24 protein-coding genes are annotated in these 25,164 nt (G+C 60.3%); 14 read left to right on the plus strand and 10 right to left on the minus strand.

What is annotated here, in order from left to right:
• The first annotated feature begins 9 nt into the window (after positions 1-9).
• Genes fdhD through REA38_RS00255 form a run of 3 tightly spaced genes read left to right on the plus strand, consistent with a single transcriptional unit; the run spans position 10 to position 2,825 of the window.
• Positions 10-852 (plus strand): formate dehydrogenase accessory sulfurtransferase FdhD, encoded by an 843-nt coding sequence (gene fdhD, locus REA38_RS00245; RefSeq protein ID WP_374213764.1) that lies wholly within the window; start codon positions 10-12, stop codon positions 850-852.
• A 58-nt stretch (positions 853-910) separates the two neighbouring features.
• Positions 911-1,828: a bestrophin family protein gene (locus REA38_RS00250; RefSeq protein WP_033635062.1), complete on the plus strand. Its 918-nt coding sequence runs from the start codon at positions 911-913 to the stop codon at positions 1,826-1,828.
• 34 nt (positions 1,829-1,862) lie between these two features.
• On the plus strand, positions 1,863-2,825 hold the full coding sequence (locus REA38_RS00255) for a Dyp-type peroxidase (RefSeq protein WP_033635063.1): 963 nt from the start codon (positions 1,863-1,865) through the stop codon (positions 2,823-2,825).
• A gap of 27 nt (positions 2,826-2,852) precedes the next feature.
• Here REA38_RS00255 and arsC read toward each other — a convergent pair whose 3' ends face one another.
• The 3 genes from arsC to REA38_RS00270 all read right to left on the minus strand — a co-directional run bounded on the left by arsC (position 2,853) and on the right by REA38_RS00270 (position 4,984).
• On the minus strand, positions 2,853-3,284 hold the full coding sequence (gene arsC / locus REA38_RS00260) for a glutaredoxin-dependent arsenate reductase (RefSeq protein ID WP_048321742.1): 432 nt from the start codon (positions 3,282-3,284) through the stop codon (positions 2,853-2,855).
• Between the two features lie 20 nt (positions 3,285-3,304).
• On the minus strand, positions 3,305-4,588 hold the full coding sequence (locus REA38_RS00265) for an arsenic transporter (protein WP_048321743.1): 1,284 nt from the start codon (positions 4,586-4,588) through the stop codon (positions 3,305-3,307).
• 69 nt (positions 4,589-4,657) lie between these two features.
• Positions 4,658-4,984 (minus strand): metalloregulator ArsR/SmtB family transcription factor, encoded by a 327-nt coding sequence (locus REA38_RS00270; protein WP_033647837.1) that lies wholly within the window; start codon positions 4,982-4,984, stop codon positions 4,658-4,660.
• 150 nt (positions 4,985-5,134) lie between these two features.
• Between REA38_RS00270 and REA38_RS00275 the strand changes: the two genes are divergently transcribed.
• The 4 genes from REA38_RS00275 (at position 5,135) to REA38_RS00290 (ending at position 8,101) form a co-directional block, all read left to right on the plus strand.
• Positions 5,135-6,244 carry a YbdK family carboxylate-amine ligase gene (locus REA38_RS00275; protein ID WP_033647839.1) on the plus strand — a complete coding sequence of 370 codons (1,110 nt, stop codon included), beginning with the start codon at positions 5,135-5,137 and terminating at the stop codon, positions 6,242-6,244.
• A 95-nt stretch (positions 6,245-6,339) separates the two neighbouring features.
• On the plus strand, positions 6,340-6,519 hold the full coding sequence (locus REA38_RS00280) for a hypothetical protein (RefSeq protein WP_004935085.1): 180 nt from the start codon (positions 6,340-6,342) through the stop codon (positions 6,517-6,519).
• A gap of 209 nt (positions 6,520-6,728) precedes the next feature.
• Positions 6,729-7,325 carry a hypothetical protein gene (locus tag REA38_RS00285; protein ID WP_033635069.1) on the plus strand — a complete coding sequence of 199 codons (597 nt, stop codon included), beginning with the start codon at positions 6,729-6,731 and terminating at the stop codon, positions 7,323-7,325.
• 2 nt (positions 7,326-7,327) lie between these two features.
• Complete coding sequence (locus REA38_RS00290) at positions 7,328-8,101, plus strand: DUF3307 domain-containing protein (RefSeq protein WP_033635070.1); 774 nt, start codon at positions 7,328-7,330, stop codon at positions 8,099-8,101.
• Positions 8,102-8,149: 48 nt separating this feature from the next.
• Here REA38_RS00290 and mgtA read toward each other — a convergent pair whose 3' ends face one another.
• Entirely contained in the window at positions 8,150-10,849 is a 2,700-nt protein-coding gene (gene mgtA, locus REA38_RS00295; protein ID WP_033653591.1) for a magnesium-translocating P-type ATPase, read from the minus strand.
• Positions 10,850-11,091: 242 nt separating this feature from the next.
• The gene (locus REA38_RS00300) at positions 11,092-11,790 is read right to left on the minus strand and encodes an MgtC family protein (RefSeq protein ID WP_025303346.1); all 699 of its coding nucleotides are present in this window, start codon (positions 11,788-11,790) and stop codon (positions 11,092-11,094) included.
• 501 nt (positions 11,791-12,291) lie between these two features.
• On the opposite strand from REA38_RS00300, the gene REA38_RS00305 reads away from it, so the two are divergent.
• Together REA38_RS00305 and REA38_RS00310 are read left to right on the plus strand one after the other, a co-directional pair.
• Positions 12,292-14,475: a glycoside hydrolase gene (locus REA38_RS00305; RefSeq protein WP_308884501.1), complete on the plus strand. Its 2,184-nt coding sequence runs from the start codon at positions 12,292-12,294 to the stop codon at positions 14,473-14,475.
• A gap of 61 nt (positions 14,476-14,536) precedes the next feature.
• A complete protein-coding gene (locus REA38_RS00310; RefSeq protein ID WP_308884502.1) occupies positions 14,537-15,958 on the plus strand; it encodes a CoA transferase in 1,422 nt (473 codons plus the stop codon).
• Here the strand turns inward: REA38_RS00310 and REA38_RS00315 are convergent.
• Entirely contained in the window at positions 15,955-16,830 is an 876-nt protein-coding gene (locus REA38_RS00315) for a LysR substrate-binding domain-containing protein (RefSeq protein WP_308884503.1), read from the minus strand. The genes REA38_RS00310 and REA38_RS00315 overlap by 4 nt on opposite strands.
• 101 nt (positions 16,831-16,931) lie before the next feature.
• Between REA38_RS00315 and REA38_RS00320 the strand changes: the two genes are divergently transcribed.
• Positions 16,932-18,347, plus strand: a complete 1,416-nt coding sequence (locus tag REA38_RS00320) for a pyridoxal-dependent decarboxylase (RefSeq protein ID WP_033635075.1) — start codon at positions 16,932-16,934, stop codon at positions 18,345-18,347.
• 13 nt (positions 18,348-18,360) lie between these two features.
• On the opposite strand, the gene REA38_RS00325 is transcribed toward REA38_RS00320, so the two are convergent.
• Positions 18,361-19,002: a GNAT family N-acetyltransferase gene (locus REA38_RS00325; RefSeq protein WP_080440893.1), complete on the minus strand. Its 642-nt coding sequence runs from the start codon at positions 19,000-19,002 to the stop codon at positions 18,361-18,363.
• Positions 19,003-19,798: 796 nt separating this feature from the next.
• On the opposite strand from REA38_RS00325, the gene rcsA reads away from it, so the two are divergent.
• Positions 19,799-20,428, plus strand: coding sequence for a transcriptional regulator RcsA (rcsA, locus tag REA38_RS00330; protein WP_033635078.1), 630 nt, complete (start codon positions 19,799-19,801; stop codon positions 20,426-20,428).
• Positions 20,429-20,646: 218 nt separating this feature from the next.
• Here the strand turns inward: rcsA and dsrB are convergent, their stop codons facing one another.
• The gene (dsrB, locus tag REA38_RS00335; RefSeq protein WP_033635079.1) at positions 20,647-20,847 is read right to left on the minus strand and encodes a protein DsrB; all 201 of its coding nucleotides are present in this window, start codon (positions 20,845-20,847) and stop codon (positions 20,647-20,649) included.
• A 318-nt stretch (positions 20,848-21,165) separates the two neighbouring features.
• The gene (gene cspE / locus REA38_RS00340) at positions 21,166-21,378 is read right to left on the minus strand and encodes a transcription antiterminator/RNA stability regulator CspE (RefSeq protein WP_004935122.1); all 213 of its coding nucleotides are present in this window, start codon (positions 21,376-21,378) and stop codon (positions 21,166-21,168) included.
• Positions 21,379-21,754: 376 nt separating this feature from the next.
• Between cspE and REA38_RS00345 the strand changes: the two genes are divergently transcribed.
• The 3 genes from REA38_RS00345 (at position 21,755) to REA38_RS00355 (ending at position 24,010) form a co-directional block, all read left to right on the plus strand.
• Complete coding sequence (locus REA38_RS00345) at positions 21,755-22,129, plus strand: hypothetical protein (protein ID WP_308884507.1); 375 nt, start codon at positions 21,755-21,757, stop codon at positions 22,127-22,129.
• Between the two features lie 510 nt (positions 22,130-22,639).
• Positions 22,640-22,849 (plus strand): hypothetical protein, encoded by a 210-nt coding sequence (locus tag REA38_RS00350; protein WP_308884508.1) that lies wholly within the window; start codon positions 22,640-22,642, stop codon positions 22,847-22,849.
• Positions 22,850-23,002: 153 nt separating this feature from the next.
• On the plus strand, positions 23,003-24,010 hold the full coding sequence (locus tag REA38_RS00355) for an NAD(P)H-quinone oxidoreductase (protein ID WP_308884509.1): 1,008 nt from the start codon (positions 23,003-23,005) through the stop codon (positions 24,008-24,010).
• A gap of 44 nt (positions 24,011-24,054) precedes the next feature.
• Here the strand turns inward: REA38_RS00355 and REA38_RS00360 are convergent, their stop codons facing one another.
• The gene (locus tag REA38_RS00360) at positions 24,055-25,107 is read right to left on the minus strand and encodes an SDR family oxidoreductase (RefSeq protein WP_308884510.1); all 1,053 of its coding nucleotides are present in this window, start codon (positions 25,105-25,107) and stop codon (positions 24,055-24,057) included.
• Positions 25,108-25,164: the final 57 nt, after the last annotated feature.

Consider the following 25,164-nt stretch of genomic DNA (forward strand, 5'->3'; position numbering starts at 1 on the left):
GAGAACGTTATGAACAAGCACCTACTCCTCGCAGAAACCGACGATATCGAACAGGAATGCCTGTCGCGCCACGCGGTCTGGCAGCGCAACGATCTGGCTCTGGCGCAGCAGGATTGGCTGGCGGAAGAAGTGCCGGTCGCCCTGGTGTACAACGGCATTTCCCACGTGGTGATGATGGCGACGCCGAAAGATCTGGCGGCCTTCGCCATCGGTTTTTCGCTGTCCGAAGGCATCATCGCCTCCCCTGACGATATCTACGACATCCGCCAGCAACCGGCCTGCAACGGCATTGAAGTGCATGTGGAACTCTCGAGCCGCCGTTTTATGCAGCTGAAAGAGAAGCGCCGCAGCCTGGCCGGCCGCACCGGCTGCGGTGTCTGCGGGGTGGAACAACTGCAGGAGGTCGCCCAGCCCATCGCGCCGCTGCCCTTCACGCAACGCTTCGATTTGGCCCTGCTCGACCGGGCATTGGCGCAGCTGCAGGAGGTGCAAACGGTGGGGAAACTGACCGGCTGCACCCACGCGGCGGCCTGGATCCAGCCAGATGGCGCGCTCAGCGGCGGGTGTGAAGACGTCGGCCGCCACGTGGTGCTCGACAAGCTGCTGGGCTACCGCAGCCAACAGGCGTGGCTGCAAGGGGCGGCGCTGGTGTCGAGCCGCGCCAGCTATGAAATGGTGCAAAAATCCGCCATGTGCGGCGTCGAGATCCTGTTCGCCGTTTCCGCCGCCACCCGCCTGGCGGTCGAGGTGGCCGAGCGCAGCAACCTGACGCTGGTGGGCTTCAGCAAGCCAGGGCGCGCCACCGTCTATACGCACCCGCAGCGGCTCTGGCAATCGACGACGGCGGCATAGCGCCGCCGGATAAGAATCGACTATTCTCAATAGCAGGACACCAGGAAGCACCCACGTCATGATAATTCGCCCGAACCAGAACTGGTTTTTTCGCCTGTTCGCCTGGCACGGTTCCGTGCTGTCAAAGATCACCTTTCGCCTGTCGCTGAACGTGCTGATGTCGATAGTGGCGGTGATCAGCTATCAATGGTACGAACAGCTCGGCGTGCATTTGACCATCGCGCCGTTCAGCCTGCTGGGTATCGCCATCGCGATTTTTCTCGGCTTTCGCAATAACGCCGGCTACAGCCGTTTTGTCGAAGCGCGCAACCTGTGGGGCTCGCTGCTGATTACCGAGCGATCCCTGCTGCGCCAGATAAAAAGCCTGCTGCCGGACGAACCGGCGGTGCACCAGAAGGTCGCCAAGCTGCTGATCGCCTTCAGCTGGAGCCTGAAGCATCAGCTGCGCGCCACCGATCCGACCGCCGATCTGTACCACAACCTCAGCAGCAAAGAGCTGGCGGAGGTGATCGCCAGCCCGATGCCGACCAACCGCATCCTGCTGATGCTGGGCCAGGAGATCGGCAAGCTGCGCCGACGGGGGCTGCTGAGCGACATCACCTTCGAGCTGCTCGACAACAAGCTGAGCGAGCTGTCCCACGCCCTCGGCGGCTGTGAACGGCTCGCCAGCACGCCGGTGCCGTTCGCCTATACCCTGATCCTGCAGCGCACCGTTTACCTGTTCTGCAGCCTGTTGCCTTTTGCCCTGGTGACCGATCTGCATTACATGACACCGTTTGTTTCGGTGTTCATTTCCTATACCTTCTTATCCTGGGACTCACTGGCCGAAGAGCTGGAAGATCCGTTCGGCGTGTCGGCCAACCATCTGCCGTTAAACGCCATCTGCAACACCATCGAGCGCAACCTGCTGGAAATGAACGACCAAAGCCCGCTGCCGCCGCCGATGAAACCCGACGAGCACTTTAATTTGATCTGATCGATTTCACCCGAACACACTGGAGCCGAATGCAATGAATGCAAATAACAACCCGCCGCAAGCCGTATTCACGCCGGTAACGCGCCATGCCATCTTCATCGTCGCCACTCTGTCGCCCGTTCCCGCCCATCTGGCGGCGGTGCGCGCCTGGTGCGGCGACATCGCCGCCGTGGTGCGTTCGGTCGGCAAACGCGCGCCGGCGGGCAACCTCACCTGCGTTTGCGGCTTCGGCTCCGAAGCCTGGGATACGCTGTTTGGTGCCCCGCGCCCTCGCCAGCTGCATCCGTTCAGCCCGATCGGCAGCGGGGAACGCGTCGCCGTCGCCACGCCCGGCGATATCCTGCTGCATATCCGCGCCGATGAAATGGATCTGTGTTTCGAACTGGCCTCGCAGCTGGTCGGCAAGCTCGGCGATGCCGTGACGGTGGTCGAAGAGGTGCACGGCTTCCGTTACTTCGATCAGCGCGCCATGATCGGCTTCGTCGACGGCACGGAGAACCCGGAGGGGCACGAAGCCTTCGACTACACGGTGATCGGCGACGAAGACGCGGCGTTCAGCGGCGGCAGCTATGTGCTGGTGCAAAAATACCTGCACGATATGCAGGGCTGGAACTCGCTCAGCGTGGAAACGCAGGAGAAGATCATCGGCCGCCATAAGCAGTCCAACATCGAACTGGATGAAGCGGTCAAACCGTCGTCATCGCACAGTTCGCTGACCACCATCACCGACGAGCAAGGCAACGAGGTGAAAATTCTGCGCGACAACATGCCGTTCGGCCGCCCCGGCCTGCGCGAATTCGGCACCTACTTTATCGGCTATGCGCGCTCCCCGCAGCCAATCGAGCAGATGCTGGAAAACATGTTTATCGGCCGCCCGGCCGGCAACTACGATCGGCTGCTCGATTTTAGCCACGCGGTGACCGGCACCCTGTTCTTCGTGCCGTCCGCCCCGCTGCTGGAAGCGCTGGCCGATCGCAGCGGCGCCGAACTGCACTGATTTTGCCTGGGCGCAGGGCCGCAGCGATCAACCTTTGGTTATCCTGCAGCCCTGCGCATCGATCACCGGCTCCCCATCCTCTTTGCTGAAAGCCCCGCGCTGCGGATCCGGCAGAATATCCAACACCGCCTCCGACGGCCGGCACAGGCGCGTGCCGAGCGGTGTCACCACAATGGGCCGATTAATCAAAATCGGCTGTTGCAGCATGAAGTCAATCAGTTGCTCATCGTTCCAGCCGGTCTCATCCAGTTTCAGCTCGGCGTAAGGCTCGACGTTTTTACGCAGCAGCGCGCGCGGCGTCATCCCCATTTCGGCCAGCAGCGCAATCAACCGTTCACGGCTGGGCGGTGTTTCCAGATACAAAATCACCTCCGGCTCAACGCCGCTGTTGCGGATCAGCGCCAACGTATTGCGCGACGTGCCGCAAGCCGGGTTGTGATAAATCTTGATACTGCTCATGACGGTTTCTCCTATCAGGATCAAACGGACAGCCGCAGCGCCAGCGCGGCCAGGGTGACGAACAGGATCGGCAGCGTCATCACCAGCCCCACGCGAAAATAATAGCCCCAGGTAATGACGATGTTCTTCCTTGCCAACACATGCAGCCACAGCAACGTGGCCAGGCTGCCGATCGGGGTGATTTTGGGGCCGAGATCGCTGCCGATGACGTTGGCGTAAATCATCGCCTGCTTGATGACGCCTTCCGCGCCGCTGCCGTCGATTGACAACGCCCCCACCAGCACCGTCGGCATATTATTCATGACGGAAGAGAGAAACGCGCTCAGGAAGCCGGTGCCGAGCGTCGCCGCCCACAGCCCCTGCCGCGCCAGCGCGTCCAACACGCCGGAAAGCAGCTCGGTCAAGCCGGCATTGCGCAGCCCGTAGACCACCAGATACATGCCCAGCGAGAAAATCACGATCTGCCAGGGTGCCCCGCGCAGCACTTTGCCGGTGTCGATCGCGCGCCCACGTTTCGCCACCGCCAGCAGAACCAGCGCGCCGCAGGCAGCGACCAAACTCACCGGCACGCCGAGCGGCTCCAGAGCGAAGAAGCCAATCAGCAACAGCGCCAATACCGCCCAGCCGGCTCGGAAAGTCGCACGATCGCGAATCGCTTCTTGGGGTATCGGTAAACGCGTCAACGCGTAGCGCCGCGGAATATCCTTGCGAAAGAACAGATGCAACATCACCAGGGTCGCCGCCACTGCGGCAAGGTTGACCGGCACCATCACCGCCGCATACTCCGTAAAGCCCAGCCGGAAGAAATCCGCCGAAACGATATTCACCAGATTGGACACCACCAGCGGCAAGCTGGCGGCATCGGCGATAAAGCCCGCCGCCATCACGAAAGCCAGTACCGCCGCAGGGCGAAAGCCGAGCGCCGACAGCATGGCGATCACGATTGGCGTAAGGATTAACGCGGCGCCGTCGTTCGCAAACAGCGCCGCCACCACGGCCCCCAGCAGCAGCATGTAGGTAAACAGCCATCGGCCTTTGCCGTTGCCCCAGCGCGCGACGTGCAGAGCAGTCCAGGCAAAGAAGCCGCTCTCATCCAGCAGCAGGCTGATGATGATGACGGCGATAAAGGTCGCGGTCGCATTCCAGACTATCTGCCACACCACGGGAATATCGCCGACGTGCACCACGCCGCTCAGTAATGCCAATCCCGCGCCGAACGCCGCGCTCCAGCCAATGCCCAGCCCTCTCGGTTGCCAGATAACCAAGGCCAACGTCAGAATAAAGATCGCTCCTGCCACTATCATCGCCGTCTCACCGCCTCTTCACATATACATATTCGATTTTTCGCATGTGTTTGCGCAAATTTTTTACCGTTACGGGCAGCCTTTCGCTACGCGTTGCCCCAACTCCATCATCTGTTCTGCCCGACACTGATAAGCCTGCTCAATAATCCCCGCCGCCCAAGCCGGCATATGCGGCGACAGGCGATAATATATCCACTTGCCATCGCGCCGATCGAGCAACAGCCCGCTTTCACGCAGCATCGCCAAATGCCTTGAGATTTTGGGTTGCGGCAGCGCCAATGCGCCCGACAACTCGCACACGCACAACTCACCGGCGTGGCGCAGCAACAGCACCAGCGTCAGACGCGTCTCGTCCGACAGGTTTTTAAACAGCTTCAGCGGCGTCAATGACGTCATGTCGCACTCCCGTTAACCTTATCGTCTCCACAAATCGCTCATGAAGATACCATTTTCATATTCTGAAAAACAAATATAAAACACAAAGCGTTGTCCCCCTCGCCGAGGCATATACTTATCTTTATGCTGTTCTTGCAGGAAGGAGGCACCATGCCGCTCACATTCAAACGTTCGGAAAGGCTCTCCATCGGCACCGAAATAGAGCTGCAGCTGGTCGATGACAAGCACTACGATCTTACGGATCGGGCCGACCGGGTGGTCAGCGCGGTCGGCGACCGCCGGCGCGTCAAACATGAGCTCACCAAATCGATGGTGGAGCTGAACAGCTCGGTGCACCGCGATCTCGATGAGCTGCACGCCGAGCTGCGCGCCCTGACCCATACCGTCCGGCGCAGCGCGCAGCGCCTGGGCTGTGACGTCTGCGGCGGCGGCCGCCATCTGAGCAACGACTGGCGCAAGCAGGTCATCAGCGACAACGCGCGCTACAGGCAGCTGGCCAGCCGCTTTGGCTATCTTTCCAAGCTGGCCTGCGTGTTCGGCCAACACATCCACCTCGGCGTCAACGACGGGGACGAAGCGATGTACCTGTGCCATGCGCTGACGCCCTACTTTCCGCAGCTGATCGCGCTCAGCGCATCGTCACCGCTGTACCAGGGCGTCGATACGCGCTTTGCCAGCTCCCGTTTCAGCGCGCAGAATTCCTTCCCCAACTACGGATGCCTGGAACACATCTACAGCTGGCGCGAATTCAACGCCTATTACGAACGGCTGAACGCCGCCGGCGTGATTGAAAGCATCAAGGATATTTACTGGGATGCGCGGCCCAAACCGGAGCTGGGCACGGTGGAGATCCGCATCTGCGATACGCCGCTGCGCCTCGCGCATGCCGTGCTGCTGGTCGGTTACTGCCGTCTGCTGGCTGATTTTCTGTTGCAACACCGCACGCCGATCGCGCCGGAATACGATGCCTTCACCAATTACAACAAGATCAACGCCTATCGCAGCGGTTTCGCCGCCGAATACGTCGATCCCGCGACGCTGCGTCGCAGCAGCCTGACCGCCCATATCCTGCACACTCTCGATGCGCTGAGCGGGTTCGCCGAGCGACGGGAGGATCGGGCCGTGCTACAGGCGATCGAGCGCCATGTCCGCCAGGGCATCAGCGATTCGGAGCATATCCGCCAGATGTTGCACAACGGCCTGCCGCAGGCTCAGGTGATCAAGCGCCTGTGCGATGAGCTGTTGCAACCGGCAAGTTAAGTTTCGGCTATCGATTCCATACGCCAAAGCCGCTGTTCATTATGTGCTCTTTCGCTACAATCGTGAGCACTGACATTCACCGTATCGAGGACACCATGTACAACTTCTCCCGCTATCAGGCAAAAGAACTGGCGCTGGCTTACATGAGCGGCAAAAAACACGATCTGTCGCCGCAGGAATTTTTGCAGCAGCTGAAAAGCAGCGAGCGATCGTTTGAGCACCTGCTGAAACACGGCAGCGAAATGCCGCGTGACGTGCTGGTTAAAAGCTTCTGAACGGCCGGTTGCCGGCCACTTTCCGTTTACGCCGCCGGTGGCGAGCCTGCAGCCCGCGCATTCCCGGCCATTCATTCCCCTCCTCACCCTGCCTCAATTCGTCCTCACAGGCGAAAATCCGATAAATTCGCCCCTAAAGGCGAATTATTGACATATTCGCATCCAGGTGCGAATTTATAGTCATCCTTCTATAAACATCGGAACATGTCATGCCGACGCCAATCAGCGTAATCAGCGGCGATCTGGTCGATTCCCGCCGATCAGACACCGTCAACTACCTCAATGAGCTGCATAGCCTGCTCGATCGGCTGCGGCGCGACGGGCGGCTGCATCAGGTGGAAATCTTTCGCGGCGACGCCTTCCAGGCGCAGGCCGCCCCGGAGGACGGGCTGCTGCTGGCGGTGTATATTCGCCTCGCGCTGCGGGCAACGGGCGCCGCGCACTGGGATGCGCGCGTCGCCGTCGGGCTGGGCAGCCAACGGCCCGACGCCGCCGGCTATGGCAGCGCCTTTATCAACTCCGGCAGCGCGTTGGACGCCATGGCGAAAAATTGCCGGCTGGCTCTGAAAACCGACAACGATCGGACAAACGCCATTGTCAGCGATCTGCTGCCGATGTTAGATCATGTGATTGGCCGCCTGTCGCAGACCGAAGCGCGCATCGTCCAGGCGAGAATGTTCGCCGACAGCGGCGCTGCCGTGGCGGATCAGCTGCAAAAAGCCGCCTCCACGGTCTCCGCCGCGCTGAAACGCGCGGCCTACGAGGAAATCATGCGGTTTATTCACGCCATTAACAGGATCGTCTGACTATGGATCTGACCTATGCGCCTTTGCTGGCCTGGCTGTTGCTCGTCCATCTGCTGGCGGATTTTCCGCTGCAGCCGCTGAGTTGGGTGGAAGATAAAATCCAGCATCGCGCGCGTTCACGTTTTCTGGTGTTGCACGCGTTGCTGCACGGGGTGCTGGCCGCCTGGGTGGTGGCCGGTTTCGGCCTGCTGCACGGCGGGCTTTCTTCACTTCAGGTGCTGGCCAGCCTGCTGATCATCGCCGTCAGCCACTACCTGATCGATTTACTGAAGGTCACCGCGATGAACCGCCTGAGCCCGGCCCGCAGTTTCCTGCTCGATCAGGGATTGCATCTGGCGGTAATCGCCTTGCTGTGGCTGGGGCTGACGCCGAATGCCGGTGAACTGCTCGCCGCGCTGGGGCGGCAACTGGGGCGTTGGCAAACCGGCCTGGTGCTGGTGGCCTACAGCCTGATTTATCTGCCGATGAGCCTGCTGATCGGGCAACTGCTGGCGCACTGGACGCCGCAAATGCCGCCTTCGGCCAAGGCCGACAACGACTCGCTGCTGCGCGCGGGCAAACAGATTGGCTATCTGGAGAGAACGCTGATCCTGACCTTTGTGCTGCTGGGGCAAATCCCGGCGATCGGCTTTTTGCTGGCGGCCAAATCTATCTTCCGTTTCGGCGATCTGCGCCAGAGCGACGATAAGATGCGCACCGAGTATGTGCTGCTCGGCACGCTGTTTTCCTTCACGCTGACCATCATGCTCGGCCTGCTGGTCAACAAACTGCTGTAGCGGAGCGGGGGCGAAGAATTTCGCCCCCGAAGTGAGTGCCGAAGCGGCTTACAGCCACTCGCCGAAGCGGCGGATGTAGAAACGCTTCATCAACTGCGCGACCACGCAGTAGCTGACCAACGTAGCGGCCAACCACGGGAAGTATTCCCACGGCAGCGGCTGCAGGCCAACCAGGGCGCCGAGCGGCGAGAACGGAATGTAGATGCCGAGCGCCATCACCAACCCGGTGGTCAGCAATACCGGCAGCGCCGCGGTGCTCTGAATGAACGGGATCTTCTGGGTGCGCAGCATATGCACCACCAGCGTTTGCGACAGCAACCCCTCAATGAACCAGCCGGACTGGAACAGCGCCTGGTGTTCCACGCTGTTGGCGGCGAACACGTACCACATCAGCGCATACGTCGTGATATCGAAGATTGACGAGGTCGGCCCAATCCACAGCATAAAGCGCCCGATGTTTTTGGAGTCCCACTTGCGCGGCTTGCGCAGGAACTCTTTGTCCATCTTGTCCCACGGCAGCGACAGCTGGGAAATATCGTACATCAGGTTTTGAATTAACAGGTGGATCGCCAGCATCGGCAGGAACGGAATGAAGGCGCTGGCCACCAGCACCGAAAACACGTTGCCGAAGTTGGAGCTGGCGGTCATGTTCAGGTACTTGATGATATTGCCGAAGGTCTCGCGCCCTTTGATCACCCCCTCTTCCAGCACCATCAGGTTCTTTTCCAACAGGATGATGTCCGCCGACTCCTTGGCGATGTCGGTGCCGGTGTCGACCGAAATGCCGACGTCGGCATCGCGCAGCGCCGGCGCATCGTTGATGCCGTCGCCGAGGAAGCCGACGGTATGGCCGTTGGCCTGCAGCATTTTCAGCACCCGCGATTTTTGCAGCGGCGTCAGCTTGGTGAAGACCGTGCGCTGCTCCACTTCGCGCGCCAGCGTTTCGTCATCCATCTGTTCAATCTGCAGCCCGGAGAGCGGTTCACCCGGCTCCAGCCCGACGTCGCGGCAAATCTTGCAGGTGATCACCGGGTTGTCGCCGGTCAGCACCTTCACCGTCACGCCGTTTTCCTGCAGTGCGGCGATCGCCTGCTGCGCGCTCTCCTTCGGCGGATCGAGGAAGGTCAGCAACCCTTGCACCACCATGTCGCGCTCGTCGGCCACGCTCAGCGGGTCGGCCGGGCGTTGCGCATCCAGCTCGCGCGTCGCCAGCACCAGCACGCGGAAACCGTCTTCGTTATACTCGCGGGCCAGCGCCTGCAGCGCCGCACGGCGCGCGTCGTCCAGTTCCAGCGTCTTGTCGCCTTCACGCACGTGAGTGGCGATCTCCAGCATCTCCTCTACCGCGCCCTTACAGATCAGCTGCTGCTTGCCATTTTCGTCCGCCACCACGATCGACAAGCGGCGGCGCACGAAATCGAACGGCAGCTCATCCACCTTGCTGAAACGCCCCAGGGCTTCGATCCCCGGTTTGCCGCGCCCGAAGCGGATCACCGCCTGATCCATCAGGTTCTTCATGCCGCTCTGATGGAAGCTGTTCAGCCAGGCCAGGTGCAGCACCTCGTTATCCCTGGCGCCGTTGACGTCGATATGGTGCTCGAGAATGATGCGGTCCTGGGTCAGCGTGCCGGTCTTGTCGGTGCAGAGCACGTCCATGGCGCCGAAGTTCTGAATGGCGTTCAGGCGCTTCACCACCACCTTGCGGCGCGACATGGCGATCGCCCCTTTCGCCAGGTTGGAGCTGACGATCATCGGCAGCATTTCCGGCGTCAGGCCGACCGCCACCGCCAGTGCGAACAGCGCCGCCTCGCTCCAGTCGCCTTTGGTGAAACCGTTGATCAGCAACACCACCGGCACCATCACCAGCATGAAGCGAATCAGCAGCCAGCTGACGCTGTTCACCCCGCGATCGAACGCGGTTTGCGCCCGCGAACCGACGATCGACTTGGCCAACGAGCCGAAGTAGGTGCGCCCGCCGGTCGCCACCACCACCGCCGTGGCGGTGCCGCTGGCGACGTTGGTGCCCATCAGGCAGACGTTGGAGAGCTCAAGCAGCGCGTTCTCGCTGGACACTTCCCCTTCGCTCGACTTCTGCGCCACGCTGCCCATGGCATCGTATTTTTCGATAGGGATCGCTTCGCCGGTCAAAATCGCCTGGCTGATGAACAGATCGCGCGAGGCGATAAGGCGCACGTCGGCCGGCACCATGTCGCCGGCGGAGAGCTGAATGATATCCCCCGGCACCAGTTCGCGGATCGGCACTTCCAGCGTCAGCGGATGCGCGCTGTAGCTGCTGCGGCGCAGCACCGTGGCGGTGGTGCGCACCATCGACTTCAGCGCTTCCGCCGCTTTGTTGGTGCGGTATTCCTGCCAGAAACGCAGCAGCCCGCTCAGCGTGACCATGATGAGAATGATAATGACGCCGGTGAGTTCAGTTTCTTCACCGCTCTGGCGCGGCAGCCAATAATCGGTAAAGAAACTGATCGCAGCCAGCACCATCAGCACGAAGATAAACGGGTTGTTGAAAGCCTTGATCAGCTGGATCAAGGCATGCGGCGCCTTGTCGTGGGCGACCTGATTGGCGCCGAACTGCTCCAGCCGCTCATCGGCGTCGTCCTGAGTCAAACCGTTGCGGTTGCACTTCAGGTTCGCCAGCGTTTGGGCGATGCTGTTGGTCGCTTCTTCCGCAATGGCGTAGGTCACCGCGTCTTTATCACGGCGACGCGTTCTTTCATTAATCTGAGTCATAACGCTATTCTCTTATTTTCGTTCTGCGCACAGGGATATCCCGCCCGATAAACAGGTGACTCTGCGCAGAGTGGAATTTTTTAATTAGCGTGACTGAATAGCGTGATTACCCTGTCAGCCACGCACGAATCATTTCCCTTCCGGGGTCATCGTCCATAACGCCTCCTTAATGCCCGCGTTATTCAGGCCTACCTGAATAAACACGAACATATAATCAAGTTAATAAATATTTATATCATTACTCAGACAGGTAATTCGGACGCAACGCGCCAGCGAACGGCGCTCACGCTTTTTTCCAGGCTGACGCGGCAGACAATACCCTCAATTTCTTTTTGTGCGGCCGGCGTGGCGGTAATTTCCGCGCACACTTCCAATTGCCCCGGGCTGGAAATATCGGCGCTGCGCAAAGATTGCAGCCGCAAGGCGACGCCGTTCAGCGCCTGCAGAATCAGGGTGCGCACCAGAATTTCATCCTGCTCGCCACAGGTCACCTGAATGCGATAGCACAGTTCCAGATCGGTCGCCTGCTGGTGTGGCTGCAGATTGATGCGCTGGGCGGCCTCGCGCAGCAGGATATTGGCGCACAGGATCACCAGCGTGGCGACCACCGCATCCCAATGCTGGCCCAGGCCGCACAGTACGCCGATCCCCGCCGAACACCACAGCGTGGCGGCGGTGTTGAGGCCGCGAATGTTCAGCCCTTCACGCATGATAACGCCGGCGCCGAGGAAGCCGATACCGGATACGATCTGCGCAGCCACGCGGCCGGCGCTGGCCGGATCGGTGGACATGGAGCTGAGAATAAAGACCGCCGCGCCGGTCGCCACCAGCGCATTGGTGCGCAGGCCGGCCATACGTTGGCGCCACTGGCGCTCGGCGCCAATTACCGCGCCCAGGCACATCGCCAGCAATAAATTTAAAACGAAAGGAGTCATAGCCATGACTGTCCCCTTAATTAACCTCAGGAGATAAAATCATGTGCTGTTTAGCACACGCAAAATCGCGCCGAAAATAAATCAGCGAATCAGCGTACTGTGCCTGGAGGGAAAAGGCTGTGGCTGCAGAATACCATAATAACGTCCAACTCAATTCACCTGAAACCATCAGGCCTCAGGAAACGTTTTTTATTCGGGTATGCACAGCTCAGGAATAACTGGAGAGGGGTGCTGCCCGCCGATAACGGCAAGCAACAAATCAGAAGAGAATTGGTCAGCTTGCCTTATTTGTTTTATTACAACTACAACTGTCCAATTGGGTTTCTCCACCGAAATTTTGGCTGAGTATAGTGACGTCGGGTAATGAAGTAAAGGCTAATTTATTAAACGAAAAATAAACTGAAATACCGCGATGATATTTCGATGTCACAAATCGGCAGCGACAGCGTTGGGCGCCAGTGCGCTTATCGGTAAACTGCTCCCCTTCATCTTTCAAGGACGCCCCCGATGAAACACCGGCTTTCCCCGCTCGCGCTCGCGCTGCTCGTCAGCTATCCCGCCGATGCCCTGCTGCTGCAGCAAGGCGACGCGCAGTTTGAACTCGATCCCGCCACGCTGCGCATTGCCGCCGGCGCTGTGCCGGTCAATCTGGCGCAGCCCGCGCAACAGGTGGAAGATCTCACCGCGTCGCCACAACGCGCCAGTTGGCGCTGGCCGCAGAGCGCGGTCAAGGTTAGCGCCCGTCTGGAAGGCGGCGATCTGCGCCTGAGCTTCAGCAGCGACCGGCCACAGCCTCTGAACTGGTATCGCCTGCCGCCACAAACAGAAACGCTGCTGTTGCCGATCGGCGAAGGCAGCCGCATTCCGCTCGACAACGCCGTCTGGCGCCATTACCTGACGGCGGAAATGACGCCGCTGGATACCAACTGGGATCTGAAGCTGCCGCTGTGGAGCCAGCAATACCAGGGCAAGGTCTACAGCTGGCTGATGTTGACGCCGTTCAGCAACCGGGTCACCTTCGCCTCGGCGCAGGAAAAGCTGGAGATGCGCGCCGGGCATCAGTTCAACCGCTTCAATCAGCAACAGGCATTCGAGGTGCTGCTGCACGTCGGTGACACGCCGCTGTCCGGCGCCCGCCGCTATCGCGACTATTTGCAACAGAACGGCCAGTTCAGCAGCCTGCGCGAGAAGATAAAGCAGGCGCCCGAAGGCGAAAAGCTGATCGGCGCCACCCATGTCTACCTGTGGGGGGACAAACTGCTGGCGGCGGAAGATGTCAAAGATTGGCCGGGGTTGCTGCACTACCTCGCCTCTCCCGCCGCCGAAGCGCTGCGGCAGAAGATGGATGCCGAGAGCAGAAAGCTCCTGCTGCAGCTGGCGGGCAAAACACCGGAGGGCTGGCAGCAACAGCCCCTGATCGACGGCATCAACCAGGCGTTGACGACGCAAATCCCGCTGGGCGCCACGCCGGATGACGCAGACTTTCTGCAGGCGCAGCAGCGCCAGGCCGCTGCGGTACGGGAGCGGGCGCAGCGAGAGCTGGGGCGCTGGCTAACCCCGGCGGACCGTTGGGGGCAAGGGCTGGCCAAACCGGTGATCGACGCGCTGCGCCAGGCCGGCTTGCCGCGCCTGTGGTTAGGCACCGATAACTGGACCGCCGCCTTCCTGCACCCGCAGGCGGTGGGCGCCGCCAAAGCGGCCGGCTATCTGATCGCCAGCTACGACTCCTACGATACCGCCATTGCGCGCGGCGTGAACGACAGCTGGCTCACCGCGCAACTGCCGACGGCGCTGCGGGAAAGTTGCGCCATCGTGCGCGCCGACGGCAGCAAGAAACCCGGCTTCGGCAAACAGGGTTACTACCTCAACCCGGGCTGCGTCCTGCCCTATTCTCAACGGCGCATGCGCGAGCTGGTGCAACTGGCCGGGTTGAACAGCCTGTTCCTCGACGTGGACGGCACCGGCATGGTCTCCGACGACTATCAGCCCGGCCACCCGACCGGCGCGGCGCAGATGGCCGAGGCGCGCAACGCCCGGCTGGCCTGGTTCAGCGCCACCCTTAAGCTGCCGCTCGGCTCGGAGGACGGCAATGCGGTGACCGCCCGCAGCCTGATGTTCGCCCACGGCATGGAAACCTGGGGATTCGGCTGGGGCGACAAGCAGATGAATCAGGATAAATCCTCGCCCTATTATCTCGGCGCCTGGTGGCCCAACGCCCAACCGGCGTTTTTCTTCCGCCCCGCCAAGGTGAAGCAGCCCTACCGCACCGTCGAATTCGATCCGCGTTATCGCCTGCCGCTGTACCAGGCCGTTTTCCACGATGCGATCGTCAGCAGCCACCACTGGAATTACGACAATCTGAAGTTCAGCGACGTTCAGACCACCCGCAGTCTGCTCAGCCAGCTGTACAACACCGCGCCGATGTTCCATCTGAGCCGCGCCACCCTGGCGGCCCGCCTGCCGGCGATCAAACGCGTCGACGCCGCCTTCCGGCCGTTGCATCAGGCCCTCTGGGACAAAGCGCTGACCGACTTCCGCTGGCTCGATCGGGACGGCTGGGTGCAGCAGACGACCTTCAGCGACGGTTCGACGCTGACCGCCAACTTCAGCGCGCAGCCGTTCGCCGGCGTAGCGGCCCACAGCCTGCGCGCCAAACTGGCCGACGGCCGCACGTTCGACGTTGCGCCTTAGCAAGGTCGCCGGCGATGGGCTACGCTAGGCTATATTTCCGACGACCCGCAAGGAGTGGCTGATGACGCCTCTGATCCACACTCTGCTCGACGAGATTTGGCAAAGCCTGGGGCAACGCCCCGCGCCCTGCGACCGGTTAACCGTAAGCGGTACCGGCGCATTGCCTTCGGCTTTTCCCGTGACCGAATTGGCTACCGCCGCCTGGAGCGCCGCCGGTTTGGCCTGCGCCGAGTTGCTTCGCCGCGAGGCTGCCGATGCGCCGCAGGTCTGGATCGATCAACGCCTGGCCTCGCTCTGGTTCGGCTGGACGCTGCGCCCGCTGGGTTGGACGCTGCCTGCGGCCTGGGACGCCCTGGCCGGCGACTACGCGACGGCGGACGGCTGGATACGCCTGCACACCAATGCACCGCACCATCGGCGGGCGGTGGAACAGGTGCTGGGCGCGGCATCGGACAAAGGCGCGCTGGCGGAACGCGTGCTGGGCTGGAAAAAAAGCGAGCTGGCGGAACGCGTGCTGGGCTGGAAAAAAAGCGAGCTGGAGGAAGCGGTGATCGAGGCCGGCGGCTGCGCGGCTCAAATGCGCTCGGCGGCCGCGTGGCGACAACATATTCAGGGCAAGAGCGTGGCGCTCGAACCGCTGATCCACGCCTCGCTGCAGCCGGAAGCACCGCCGCCGGGCTGGACGTTGCCCGTCGCCCGGCCGCTGCACGGCGTGCGGGTGCTGGATCTGACGCGCATTCTCGCCGGGCCGATCGCCACCCGTTTTCTCGCCGGTTTGGGCGCCGACGTGCTGCGCATCGATCCCTATGGTTGGGATGAGCCCGGCGTCGAGCACGAGGTAATGCTGGGCAAACGCAGCGCGCGCCTCAACCTGACCAATGCGCACGATCGCCACACGTTTGAACATCTGCTGAGGAACGCCGACGTGATCGTGCACGGCTACCGTGCCGGTGCGCTGGAGAAGTTGGGCTATGGCGCGGAGGAAAGGCGCGCGCTGGCGCCGGGTCTGATAGACGTCTGCCTGAATGCCTACGGCTGGAGCGGACCGTGGCGCACCCGGCGCGGTTTCGACAGCCTGGTGCAGATGAGCTGCGGGCTGGCGGAGGCGGGCATGGTTTGGCGCAGCGCCAGTTTGCCGGTGCCGCTGCCGGTACAGGCGCTGGACCACGCCACCGGCTATTTGATGGCGGCGGCGGTGCTGACCGGTATGGCGCAGCGCCTAAGCCGCGGCACCGGCTACCACGCGCGGCTGTCGCTGGCGCGCACGGCGCAACTGCTGCTGGCGCATCCCTGTTCGGCAGATTATCGGCCGGAGCCGCTGGCGCCGGCCGGAACCGCCGACGAGAACCCGGAAACGGAACTGACTTACTGGGGCGCCGCGCAACGCCTGCGCGCCCCGTTAAGCCTGCAGGGTACGGCGCTGCAATGGGCGTTGCCGGCGACCACGCTCGGCACCTCACAGCCGGAGTGGCTGCGCCGTTAAACCGCCGCCAACTGTTGCTGCAGCCATTGCAGCAAGCGTGTGACCGCTGGCGTCAGCCCGGCGGTCTGCGGCCACACCAGATAAACGTCGTCCTCGCTCAGGCGACAGGGCGCAGCCAGCGCCACCAGCCGCCCCGCGTCGATCGCATCCTGCACCAGCAGCTTTTTCGCCAGCGCGATGCCGAACCCCTGCTCCGCGGCGCGAATCAACAACCCGGCATCGTTGAACACCGCCTGTTGCCGCCCGCACCGCGAGCGCCCTTGCGCATTGAACCAGTCGCGCCACGGGCTGACGTCGTGCTCCAGCAAGGGAACGTCGCCGCCGTTCTCGAATGCCGTTCCCCACTGCCGCGCCATATCCGGCGAGGCGACCGGCAGCACGTCGCCCGACGCGATGCGCTGCGCCTGCAGCCCCGCCCACTGGCCGCTGCCGATGCGGATCGCCGCATCGAACCCGCGCTGCGACAGATCCTGCAACGCCAGCGAGGCATCGATATCCAGCGCAATATCGGCGCAGGCTGCATGAAATGCCGGCAACCGCGGCAACAGCCAGTAATGGGCAAAAGACGGCAGCACGCTGATGCGCAGCGTCTGGCTCGCCGCCGAGCGCCGGGCGCGGGCGACGCCCTGCTGCAGCGCCTGCAGCGCCGGCTCTACCGCCGCCAGCAACTCTTTCCCGGCGGCATTCAGGCGCACACCGCGCCCGCGCCGTTCAAACAGCGGGTAGCCCACCGCCTGCTCCAGCAGCTGAATTTGCTGACTGACCGCGCCATGCGTCAAATGCACCTGCTGCGCCGTGGCGCGCAAATTCTCCAACCTGGCGGCGATAGCAAAGGTCGGCAAGACATGCAGCGGGAGACGTTCATTCATCATTGGTTAACCAGGCTAGCCAAAAAGGCTATTTTTCATCGATTTTGGCCCGCAGGCAAATGTTCTATGTTTACCTCATCATCCCTGACGCTTTCGGAGCCGCCATGCACCCGCGTTTACAACAGGATCTTGCACAGTTTCCGCAGATCCTCGATCACACCCGCCAGTTGGCGGAAGATTTTCTGGCCGGGCTGCAGCAACGCTCAGTCTGCCCACCGCTCGCGCAACAGCAGCTGCAACCCGGTGACGATCGGCTGGCGGAAAACGGCGAAGGCGCCCTGGCGGCGCTGGATGACTTTTGGCAACGTTATCAGGCGGGCATTTCCGCCAGCGCCGGCCCGCGTTATTTTGGCTTCGTCACCGGCGGGGGCACGCCGGCGGCGGTCGCGGCAGACTGGCTGGTTAGCGTGACAGACCAAAATAGCCAACTCAGCCATGATACGATCGCCGCGGCGATCGAGCTGGCCGCGGTGACGCAGTTGAAATCCCTGCTGGGCCTGCCGGAAGCGTTCAGCGGCAGCCTGGTCAGCGGCGCCACCATGGCCAATTTCGCCGGGCTGGCCATTGGCCGGCAATGGCTGGGGCAACAGCACGGCGTGGATATCGCCCAACAGGGCCTGGCGGCGCTCGGCCCCGTCCGGGTGCTGGCGGCCAACCCGCATTCCAGCAGCGTGAAGGCGCTCAGCATGCTCGGCATCGGCCGCGACGCGCTGACGACCGTCGCCAGCCTGCCGGACTCAGAAGCCATGGATATGGCGGCGCTGGAGCGACAGCTCGCCGCCGGCGCAGGCCGTCCCACGCTGGTGCTGGCCAGCGCCGGCACGGTCAACACCGTCGCTTTCGACGATCTGCCGCGTCTGCTGGCGCTGCGGGAGCGCTACCCGTTCTGGCTGCATGTCGATGCGGCATTCGGCGGCGTGGCGGCCTGCTCGCCGCTATACGCCCCAAGGCTCGAGGGCTGGCAGCATGCCGATTCCATCACCGTCGATGCGCACAAATGGCTGAACGTGCCTTATGACAGCGCGATCCAATTTACCCGCCACCTGGATCTGCAGATGCAGGTATTTCAGAACCATTCGGCTTACCTGGAAGCGCCGACGCCGCGGCCGGACAACTATCTGCACCTGACGCCGGAAAATTCGCGCCGCTTCCGCGCCCTGCCGCTTTGGCTGACGCTGAAAGCCTATGGCCGCAGCGGCATACGGGATATCGTCGAGCGCAACGTCCGATTGGCGCAGGCGCTGGGCGCGGCGTTAGCGGCCGACGACGGCTTCCATCTGCTGGCGCCGGTGAATTTGAACGTGGTGTGCTTCGCGCTCAGTCACCCGCAGGGCGACAGCGAAGCGGCGCGCGATCGCTTTCTCGATCGCCTTAACCGGCACGGCGTGGTGCGTTGCACCCCAACGAGCTATCACCATCAGCCGGGGATCCGCGCCGCGCTGGTCAACTGGATGACAGAGGAACAGGACATCAGACTGGCGCTGGACTCGCTGCGCCATTGCCTGGCGGAAGCGGCCTAATGCACGCGGCGCATTACTCGCGTCGGAAGGCCTGCAATTGCCGTGCTTGCCGCCCGTCATCGCCGATGTTATCCGGCGATAGCCAGGCGGCAAACGCCGCGCGCCGCGCCGGCCATTCCCCGTCGACGATCGACAGCCAGTCGGTGTCGCGCGTGCGTCCTTTGACGACGACGGCCTGGCGGAACGTGCCTTCATAGCGGAACCCCAGGCGCTCGGCGGCCTGGCGTGAAGGCAGATTGAGGCTATCGCACTTCCATTCGCAACGCCGGTAACCAAGATCGTCGAACAGGTGCCGCAGCATCAGGAAGATCGCCTCGCTGCCCAGCGCACTGCGCTTCATCAGCGGCGACCAGTTGATGGTGCCCAGTTCGGCCACGCCGTTGGCGGGATCGATGCGCAAAAAAGCGCAGGTTCCTACCGCGCGCCCGTTCGCCCGATCGATCACCACCATCGTGTTTCTGTCTGCGCTGGACGCCTGCGCCTGGAGATAACGTTGGAAATCTGCGCGCGACTGCGGGCGTTCCCAAAACAGATAGGTCCAGTCGCGATCGTCCTCGGCGGTTTGATAAGCCTGATAAAGCTCATCCCCCCAGCGCTCGAGGTTAAGCGGTTCCAGGCGGCAAAACCGCCCTTGCAGTGGCGTGTGGCCGGGCATGCCTGCCGGCTGCCAATGAGGGAGGGCTTCACCTATCGGCTGCCCATACTGATTCCGTCTCACCGCGGCATCCTGTTTTTTGAAAGGTGGAGAGGCAAGTTAAAACCAACGCGGGCCAGAGACAACTCCGACCTGCCATTCCTCCCCGGGGATCGGGCAGCAGGATGATAGTTTAGAAAAATCACTCAATCACCGTTAAACATTCGCGAAAACTATTTCATGTGAAATAAATATCCAGATAACTCATTGTAAAACGGTGATTTATAGCAACAATTAAGCTACACATTCCAGCCAGAATGTTAACTTCTGTTTGTTGTTATGATAAAAAAAGGCGTGCTTATCATTTGCGCGAAAAGCAAAAAACACCGCAAAATAATGATTTTTATATGTAAAAATCCAAAGCATTCAGGGCGAGTGTTTTTTCACCGTTCAAGAAACACGCTAAAAGACCTCAAAAAAACGACACATGAATTTTTTTTAAGACTTTTCCTAGCAAACTAAAATTTTGTTTCGTGACATGATGAACAGATTCACGGCAAGCAATGCAGACAGGCTCGGGCGCCAAGCGCAAATCAGGCTCAACATGCCGAAGCTGGACGAACAGCAGATCGCCCTGACTTAAGCCAAACTTATAGATTCATGCAATTAATAAGTTTAGTATGAAAATATCATTGAGTGACGTCGTGTTTATTGATAGAACACTCGCTACACTGAATTATTGCTCCATTTTGCCTTTCGGCTTTTTAGGCTTTTTCTCATATTACCGCAGTAAAACGGATTTAAGTGGGGGTGCGATATGCCAACGATCATCATGGATTCATGTAGCTATACCAGATTGGGATTAACCGACTATCTGACTTCGCATGGCGTGAAGAAACGCCATATTAATGCCATCGAGGACATTGACAGCCTGCACGAAAAATGCAGCAAGTTGAATCCCAGCCTGGTGTTTATTAACGAGGACTGCTTCATCCACGAAGCGAACGCCACCGAGCGAATAAAACGGGTGATTTCACTGCACCCGGATACGTTATTCTTCATCTTCATGGCCATTACCAACGTACATTTCGACGATTATTTATATGTTCGCAAGAACGTCATCATATCGTCAAAATCCATCAAACCAGAGACTATGAATCAGCTACTTAGTCACTATCTCGAGAGAACGTCCCTACGGGCGGAGAAATCCTCTCTGGATCAAACGCCGGTAACGCTGAGCCAGACCGAATCGAACATGTTACGCATGTGGATGTCCGGTCAAGGCACCATCCAGATATCAGACCAGATGCAAATAAAGGCCAAAACGGTCTCTTCCCACAAAGGAAACATCAAGCGGAAAATAAAGACGCACAACAAGCAGATCATTTACCACGTTGTTCGTTTGACCGATACCTTGACCAGTGGAATATTTGTCAATAGCCGTTAAACCACAGAGAACGCCCCCACTCTGTTTTGCCAGCCGTTAAATACCTGGTGATAATGTCATCTGGATATCAGATGCTGGCGCCCTTAAAAGAATACCTGCTGCGTTATCCCCCGCTAGCGCAACGGGTATTTTTTTGTCATCGATAAAAAGAATCTTACCGCTATGAAATAATCTCAAAACGGACAATTTCATTAGCAAATTAATGAGATTAGCCGAAGTTACTGTCCATGCTCGCGACAGGGCTCCACAAACGTGCCGTCACGGCTGTCGATTTCATTAAAAAACCATACGCCCGCCGGGTAGTCGTCAAGAGAAACCAGATACATGGTGCCTTCGTTGAACACCTCTACGGCCAAAATGATGCCTTCACGCCGTGGGCCGCCGTCTGTTTTTACCGTCACTCGATCGTTAACCTGCATACCATTCCCCATTATTTGCGATTGCCGTCAGTGTATTACAAAACCGAGGGCGATGGACATCACCCTAGCCCTGCCGGCCTCTGCTATCAGCGTAGCAGCCGCCTGGATTTTCACTTTCTTAACGGTTTGGCCGCAGAATCTTAAGCCGGTCTCGCGTAGCCTGTCTTCAGGCGTTTCCCCCCCAGAGAAGCGCTCGCAAATGAAGAAGTAACAAGGAACTTTTGCCCGCAGACTTGCGGGCTTTTTTTCGCACCGCCGAATTTCAGACACAAAAAAACCCGCCGCAGCGGGTTTTTTTCAATCAGCGCCAGGCGCCAATTAGATAGCGGTAACGTTAGCCGCAGATGGACCTTTCGCACCGTTCTCGATAGAGAACTGTACGTTCTGGCCTTCAGCCAGGGTCTTGAAGCCTTGATCCTGGATAGCAGAGAAGTGTACGAATACGTCTTTGCTGCCGTCTGCTGGGGTGATGAAACCAAAACCTTTAGCTTCGTTGAACCACTTCACTTGACCTTTGATCATGTTAGACATGTCTAATTCCTTCAATAATAAATGTAAGCCGCCATGGGCGAGGTAGCCGGTCATCAGTTACTTATGGAGGCACTGGAAAGGAAATTCGTCAGAGAAGGGCTATCCGGGATAACGCTTTAAATTTGAACTACTTTACTCAAAATGTCGTGCATAAATAGGTCTGTACCACAGGCCGACATCATTAACTCACGAGCGCGCGGCAATAGCAACCTTTTTCGCCGCGATGGGGCGCTAATCTCGGCTAAACGCACAGGATTTGACCCCGTCTGCTGATGGAATCGCCGCCTGGCTCGCCCGTAACGCCCAAGACAAATGATAGTAATTCTCGTTCTGCTGTTTTATAGTTGCCTGACGAAATCATTCAGGGAGAGTCACCATGCCGAGATGGCTTACATTGCCGGCCGCCAGTGCCATTCTGCTGGCCTTTGCCGCTTGCAGCGCCCCGTTGGGCGCGCTGGAGCTGAATTATCATCCGCCTGAACCCAGTATCTCCCCCGCCCCCAAAACTGCGCCGGAGCCGGGGCCGGCCCCCAAAGCGGAAAAAACGCCGATTGCCTGGGCAGAGGCGAGAGATAAAAGCGGTTTTCGCGTCGATATCGAGTGCGATCATCCAGGCTGCAGCAAACCGCGCGCCAAACCTTATCCCGCGTATGAAGGCCCGGTGAAGAAAACCGATCGCCGCCGCCAGTCCGATCCTTATTCCACCAATCAGGATCCCGATTACAACATTCAGTTGGGCTATGAGTGGTAGCGGCGCTTTCGGAGTAATACCTATATCAGCCGCCTTTGCCGCTGCATAGAATAGCGTCAGTTCACCACTCCTCCTGGTGTTGAACACAACAAGCTGTGTTGCAAATCTTTATGCGCCTCCCTATAGGCGCTTTTTTTTTGCCTCGCCCTCACAGCGTCTTCCCGATTACAGATTGCTCTCATTGCCCCGCAGAGTGATCAATGTCACAAATACGCCTCCTTGCCATTCTTATTCGGAGGTAACGTTCATGGCCACAGGATCCCTTGCCCTCCTGGCCGTCTTGGCCGGCATTGCGGGCTTCGCCCTCTATAAGCATTTAAAATCTCAGAAAAAAAGCACACTCATCCGCCCGTACGATCGGTAACCGACAACGCGCTTTCACCGCGAAGGCCCGGCACAACGCACGCCGCGCCTTCGCGGGCTGTCATGATTTCATCACAAAATTGTCACACTATGGCCATATGATAATTCGCGTATATCCGCTCTGGCTTAACACCAAGGATTTCGCCCATGACCATAATTAAAGCTGCAAACCATCAGGAAGCAGAAAAACTCATCCGCGCCGGCACCGCCAAGAAAATCGAACTGGCCTACGATATCGACAGCGACGACTTCTTCCAGCTTGCCAGCCTGTGGTGCGATAAAGGCGCCAAGATCTCCAAAGGAAAAGACCACTTCATCGTCTCGTTGAAAGGGTTCCGCATCCCCCCTAACGATTGATGCCCTGCCGCCCATCGCGGCGGCTTCGCCCCTTCCTCGCAAAACCGCTCTATTCGACCACGCGCGCCTCATTCGATTTCGCTAAGCTAACAGCAGACTTTATTGCGGACGTTTCGCCCGATAGCCACGTCCGCCACGATGAGGAGAGTAACCATGTCAACAAATGCAGCGCTGCCCGGCACGATGAAAGCGATTGAAATCAGCCAGCCGGGCGCCCCCGAGGTTCTGGTCGTCGCTGAACGCCCGGTGCCGGTTCCGCAAGCGGGCCAACTTCTGGTGAAAATCGCCGCCGCCGGCGTTAACCGCCCCGACGTGCTGCAGCGCCAGGGGAACTATGCGCCGCCGCCCGGCGCCTCGGATATCCCCGGCCTGGAAATTGCCGGCGAAGTGGTGGCCACCGGGGAAGGCGTGACCTGCTTCGCGCTCGGCGATCGGGTTTGCGCCCTCATCGCCGGCGGCGGCTATGCCGAATACTGCACCGTGCATGAAAGCAATGCGCTGCCCGTTCCGGCGGGCCTGAGCCTGACCGAGGCCGCCGCGCTGCCGGAAACCTTCTTTACCGTCTGGGTCAACGTGTTCCAGCGCGGCCACCTCAAGGCCGGCGAGACCGTGTTGATCCATGGCGGCACCTCCGGCATCGGCACGGTCGCCACCATGCTGGCGAAGGCCTTCTGCGCTCAGGTGATCACCACCGTCGGCTCCGAAGAGAAACGACAGGCCAGCCTGGCGCTGGGCGCCGACGTGGCGATTAATTACCGCAGCGAAGACTTTGTCGCACGCACCAAAGACGCCACCAACGGTAAAGGCGCCGACGTTATCGTCGACCTGATCGCCGGCGATTATGTAGCCAAAAACTATCAGGCCGCGGCGATGGAAGGCCGCATCGTGCAAATCGGCACGCAAAACGGCGTGGTGAAAGAGCTCAATCTGATGCCGCTGCTGTTGAAACGCCTGACCCATACCGGTTCGACGCTGCGTTCGCGCAGCGTGGCGGACAAAGCGCAGATCGCCGCCGAGCTGCGCGAGAAGGTTTGGCCGCTGCTGGAGCGCGGCGTGCTGAAGCCGCAAATTTTTAAAACCTTCCCGCTTGAGCAGGCCGCCGCCGCGCATGCGCTGATGGAGTCCAGCGAGCACATCGGCAAGATCATGCTGACGTTCTGACCTCATTCCCCGCGGCCGGTGCTGCGGGGAAACCGATGCCACGCTCAGGGGATGATGCCGCGACGGCGGAACTCATCGAACAGCGAGAAAAACATGGCTTCGGTTTCGACGAACTGATGGAAACCGAAGCGCCGCGCCTTGCTGCCGTCCGCGAACATGTCATAGTCCCAGGAAAAGACGAAATCGGCGAAGCGCCAGCCGGCCACCGCGCGATAGTCCGGTTCAGCCAATTGGTGCCGCTGCACCAGCTCGCGCCACAGCGGCGCTTTGTCCGCCATCATGCTCTCCAGCGGCATCGGCAGCGGCGGCGCACATTCCAGCCCAAAGTAAGCGGCGATTTTCGGCCACATCTCGCTCCAGCGAAACAGATCGCCGTTGTTGATATTAAATGCCTGATTGGCCGCCGCCGGCTCGGTCGCCGCCCACAGCGTGGCGCGCGCCAACAGCCCGGCGTCGGTCATTTCCAGCAGGCTGTGGTAAGCGCCCGGTTTACCGGGGAAGCGCAGCGGCAACCCGAGCGCTTTGCTGATCGACGCGTAAACCGCGATGCTTAACGCCAGATTCATCGGATTGCCGAGGGAGAAGCCCCCCACCACGCTCGGGCGAATGGCGCTCCAGCGCCAGCGCTTGCCGGCCTGCCGCTGCGCCAGATACTGTTGCTGCGCCACGTTAAACTCCGGCGGCATATGCCCGGCGTCGCTTTCGCGCGCCGGCGTTTTAAACGGCCCCAAATGCGCGCCATACACCTTATAGCCCTGCATCAGACTGATGTGCTCCAACGCCGGTGCGGCCGGCTCCAGCCCCTCGACAACGTGTTGCAACATCTGCAGGTTCGGCGCCACCAGCCCCGCCCAGTCCGGCGCATCCTGATAGGCGGCATAGAAAACGTGGCTAATCGCGCTCAGCGGCCGCAGCGCGTCGCGCGTCGCCGCCGCATCCAGCAGATCAACCTGCAGGTGGCGCCCCCCCGGCGCCGGTTGCCCACCCCGGCGCGAGACGCCCACCACTTGCCAGCCCTGGCCGGTCAGCTCCTCAATCAATCGGCGCCCAATCACGCCATTGGCGCCGATCACCAATGCCTGTCGCTTTGCATTCATCTTGCCACTCCTCGGGTTGTCGATGCCCTGAGTGTTATTGATTAGCGATGCTTGCGG

This window comes from Serratia sp. MF1(2023) (assembly GCF_030954545.1).
GTDB lineage: Bacteria > Pseudomonadota > Gammaproteobacteria > Enterobacterales > Enterobacteriaceae > Serratia > Serratia sarumanii.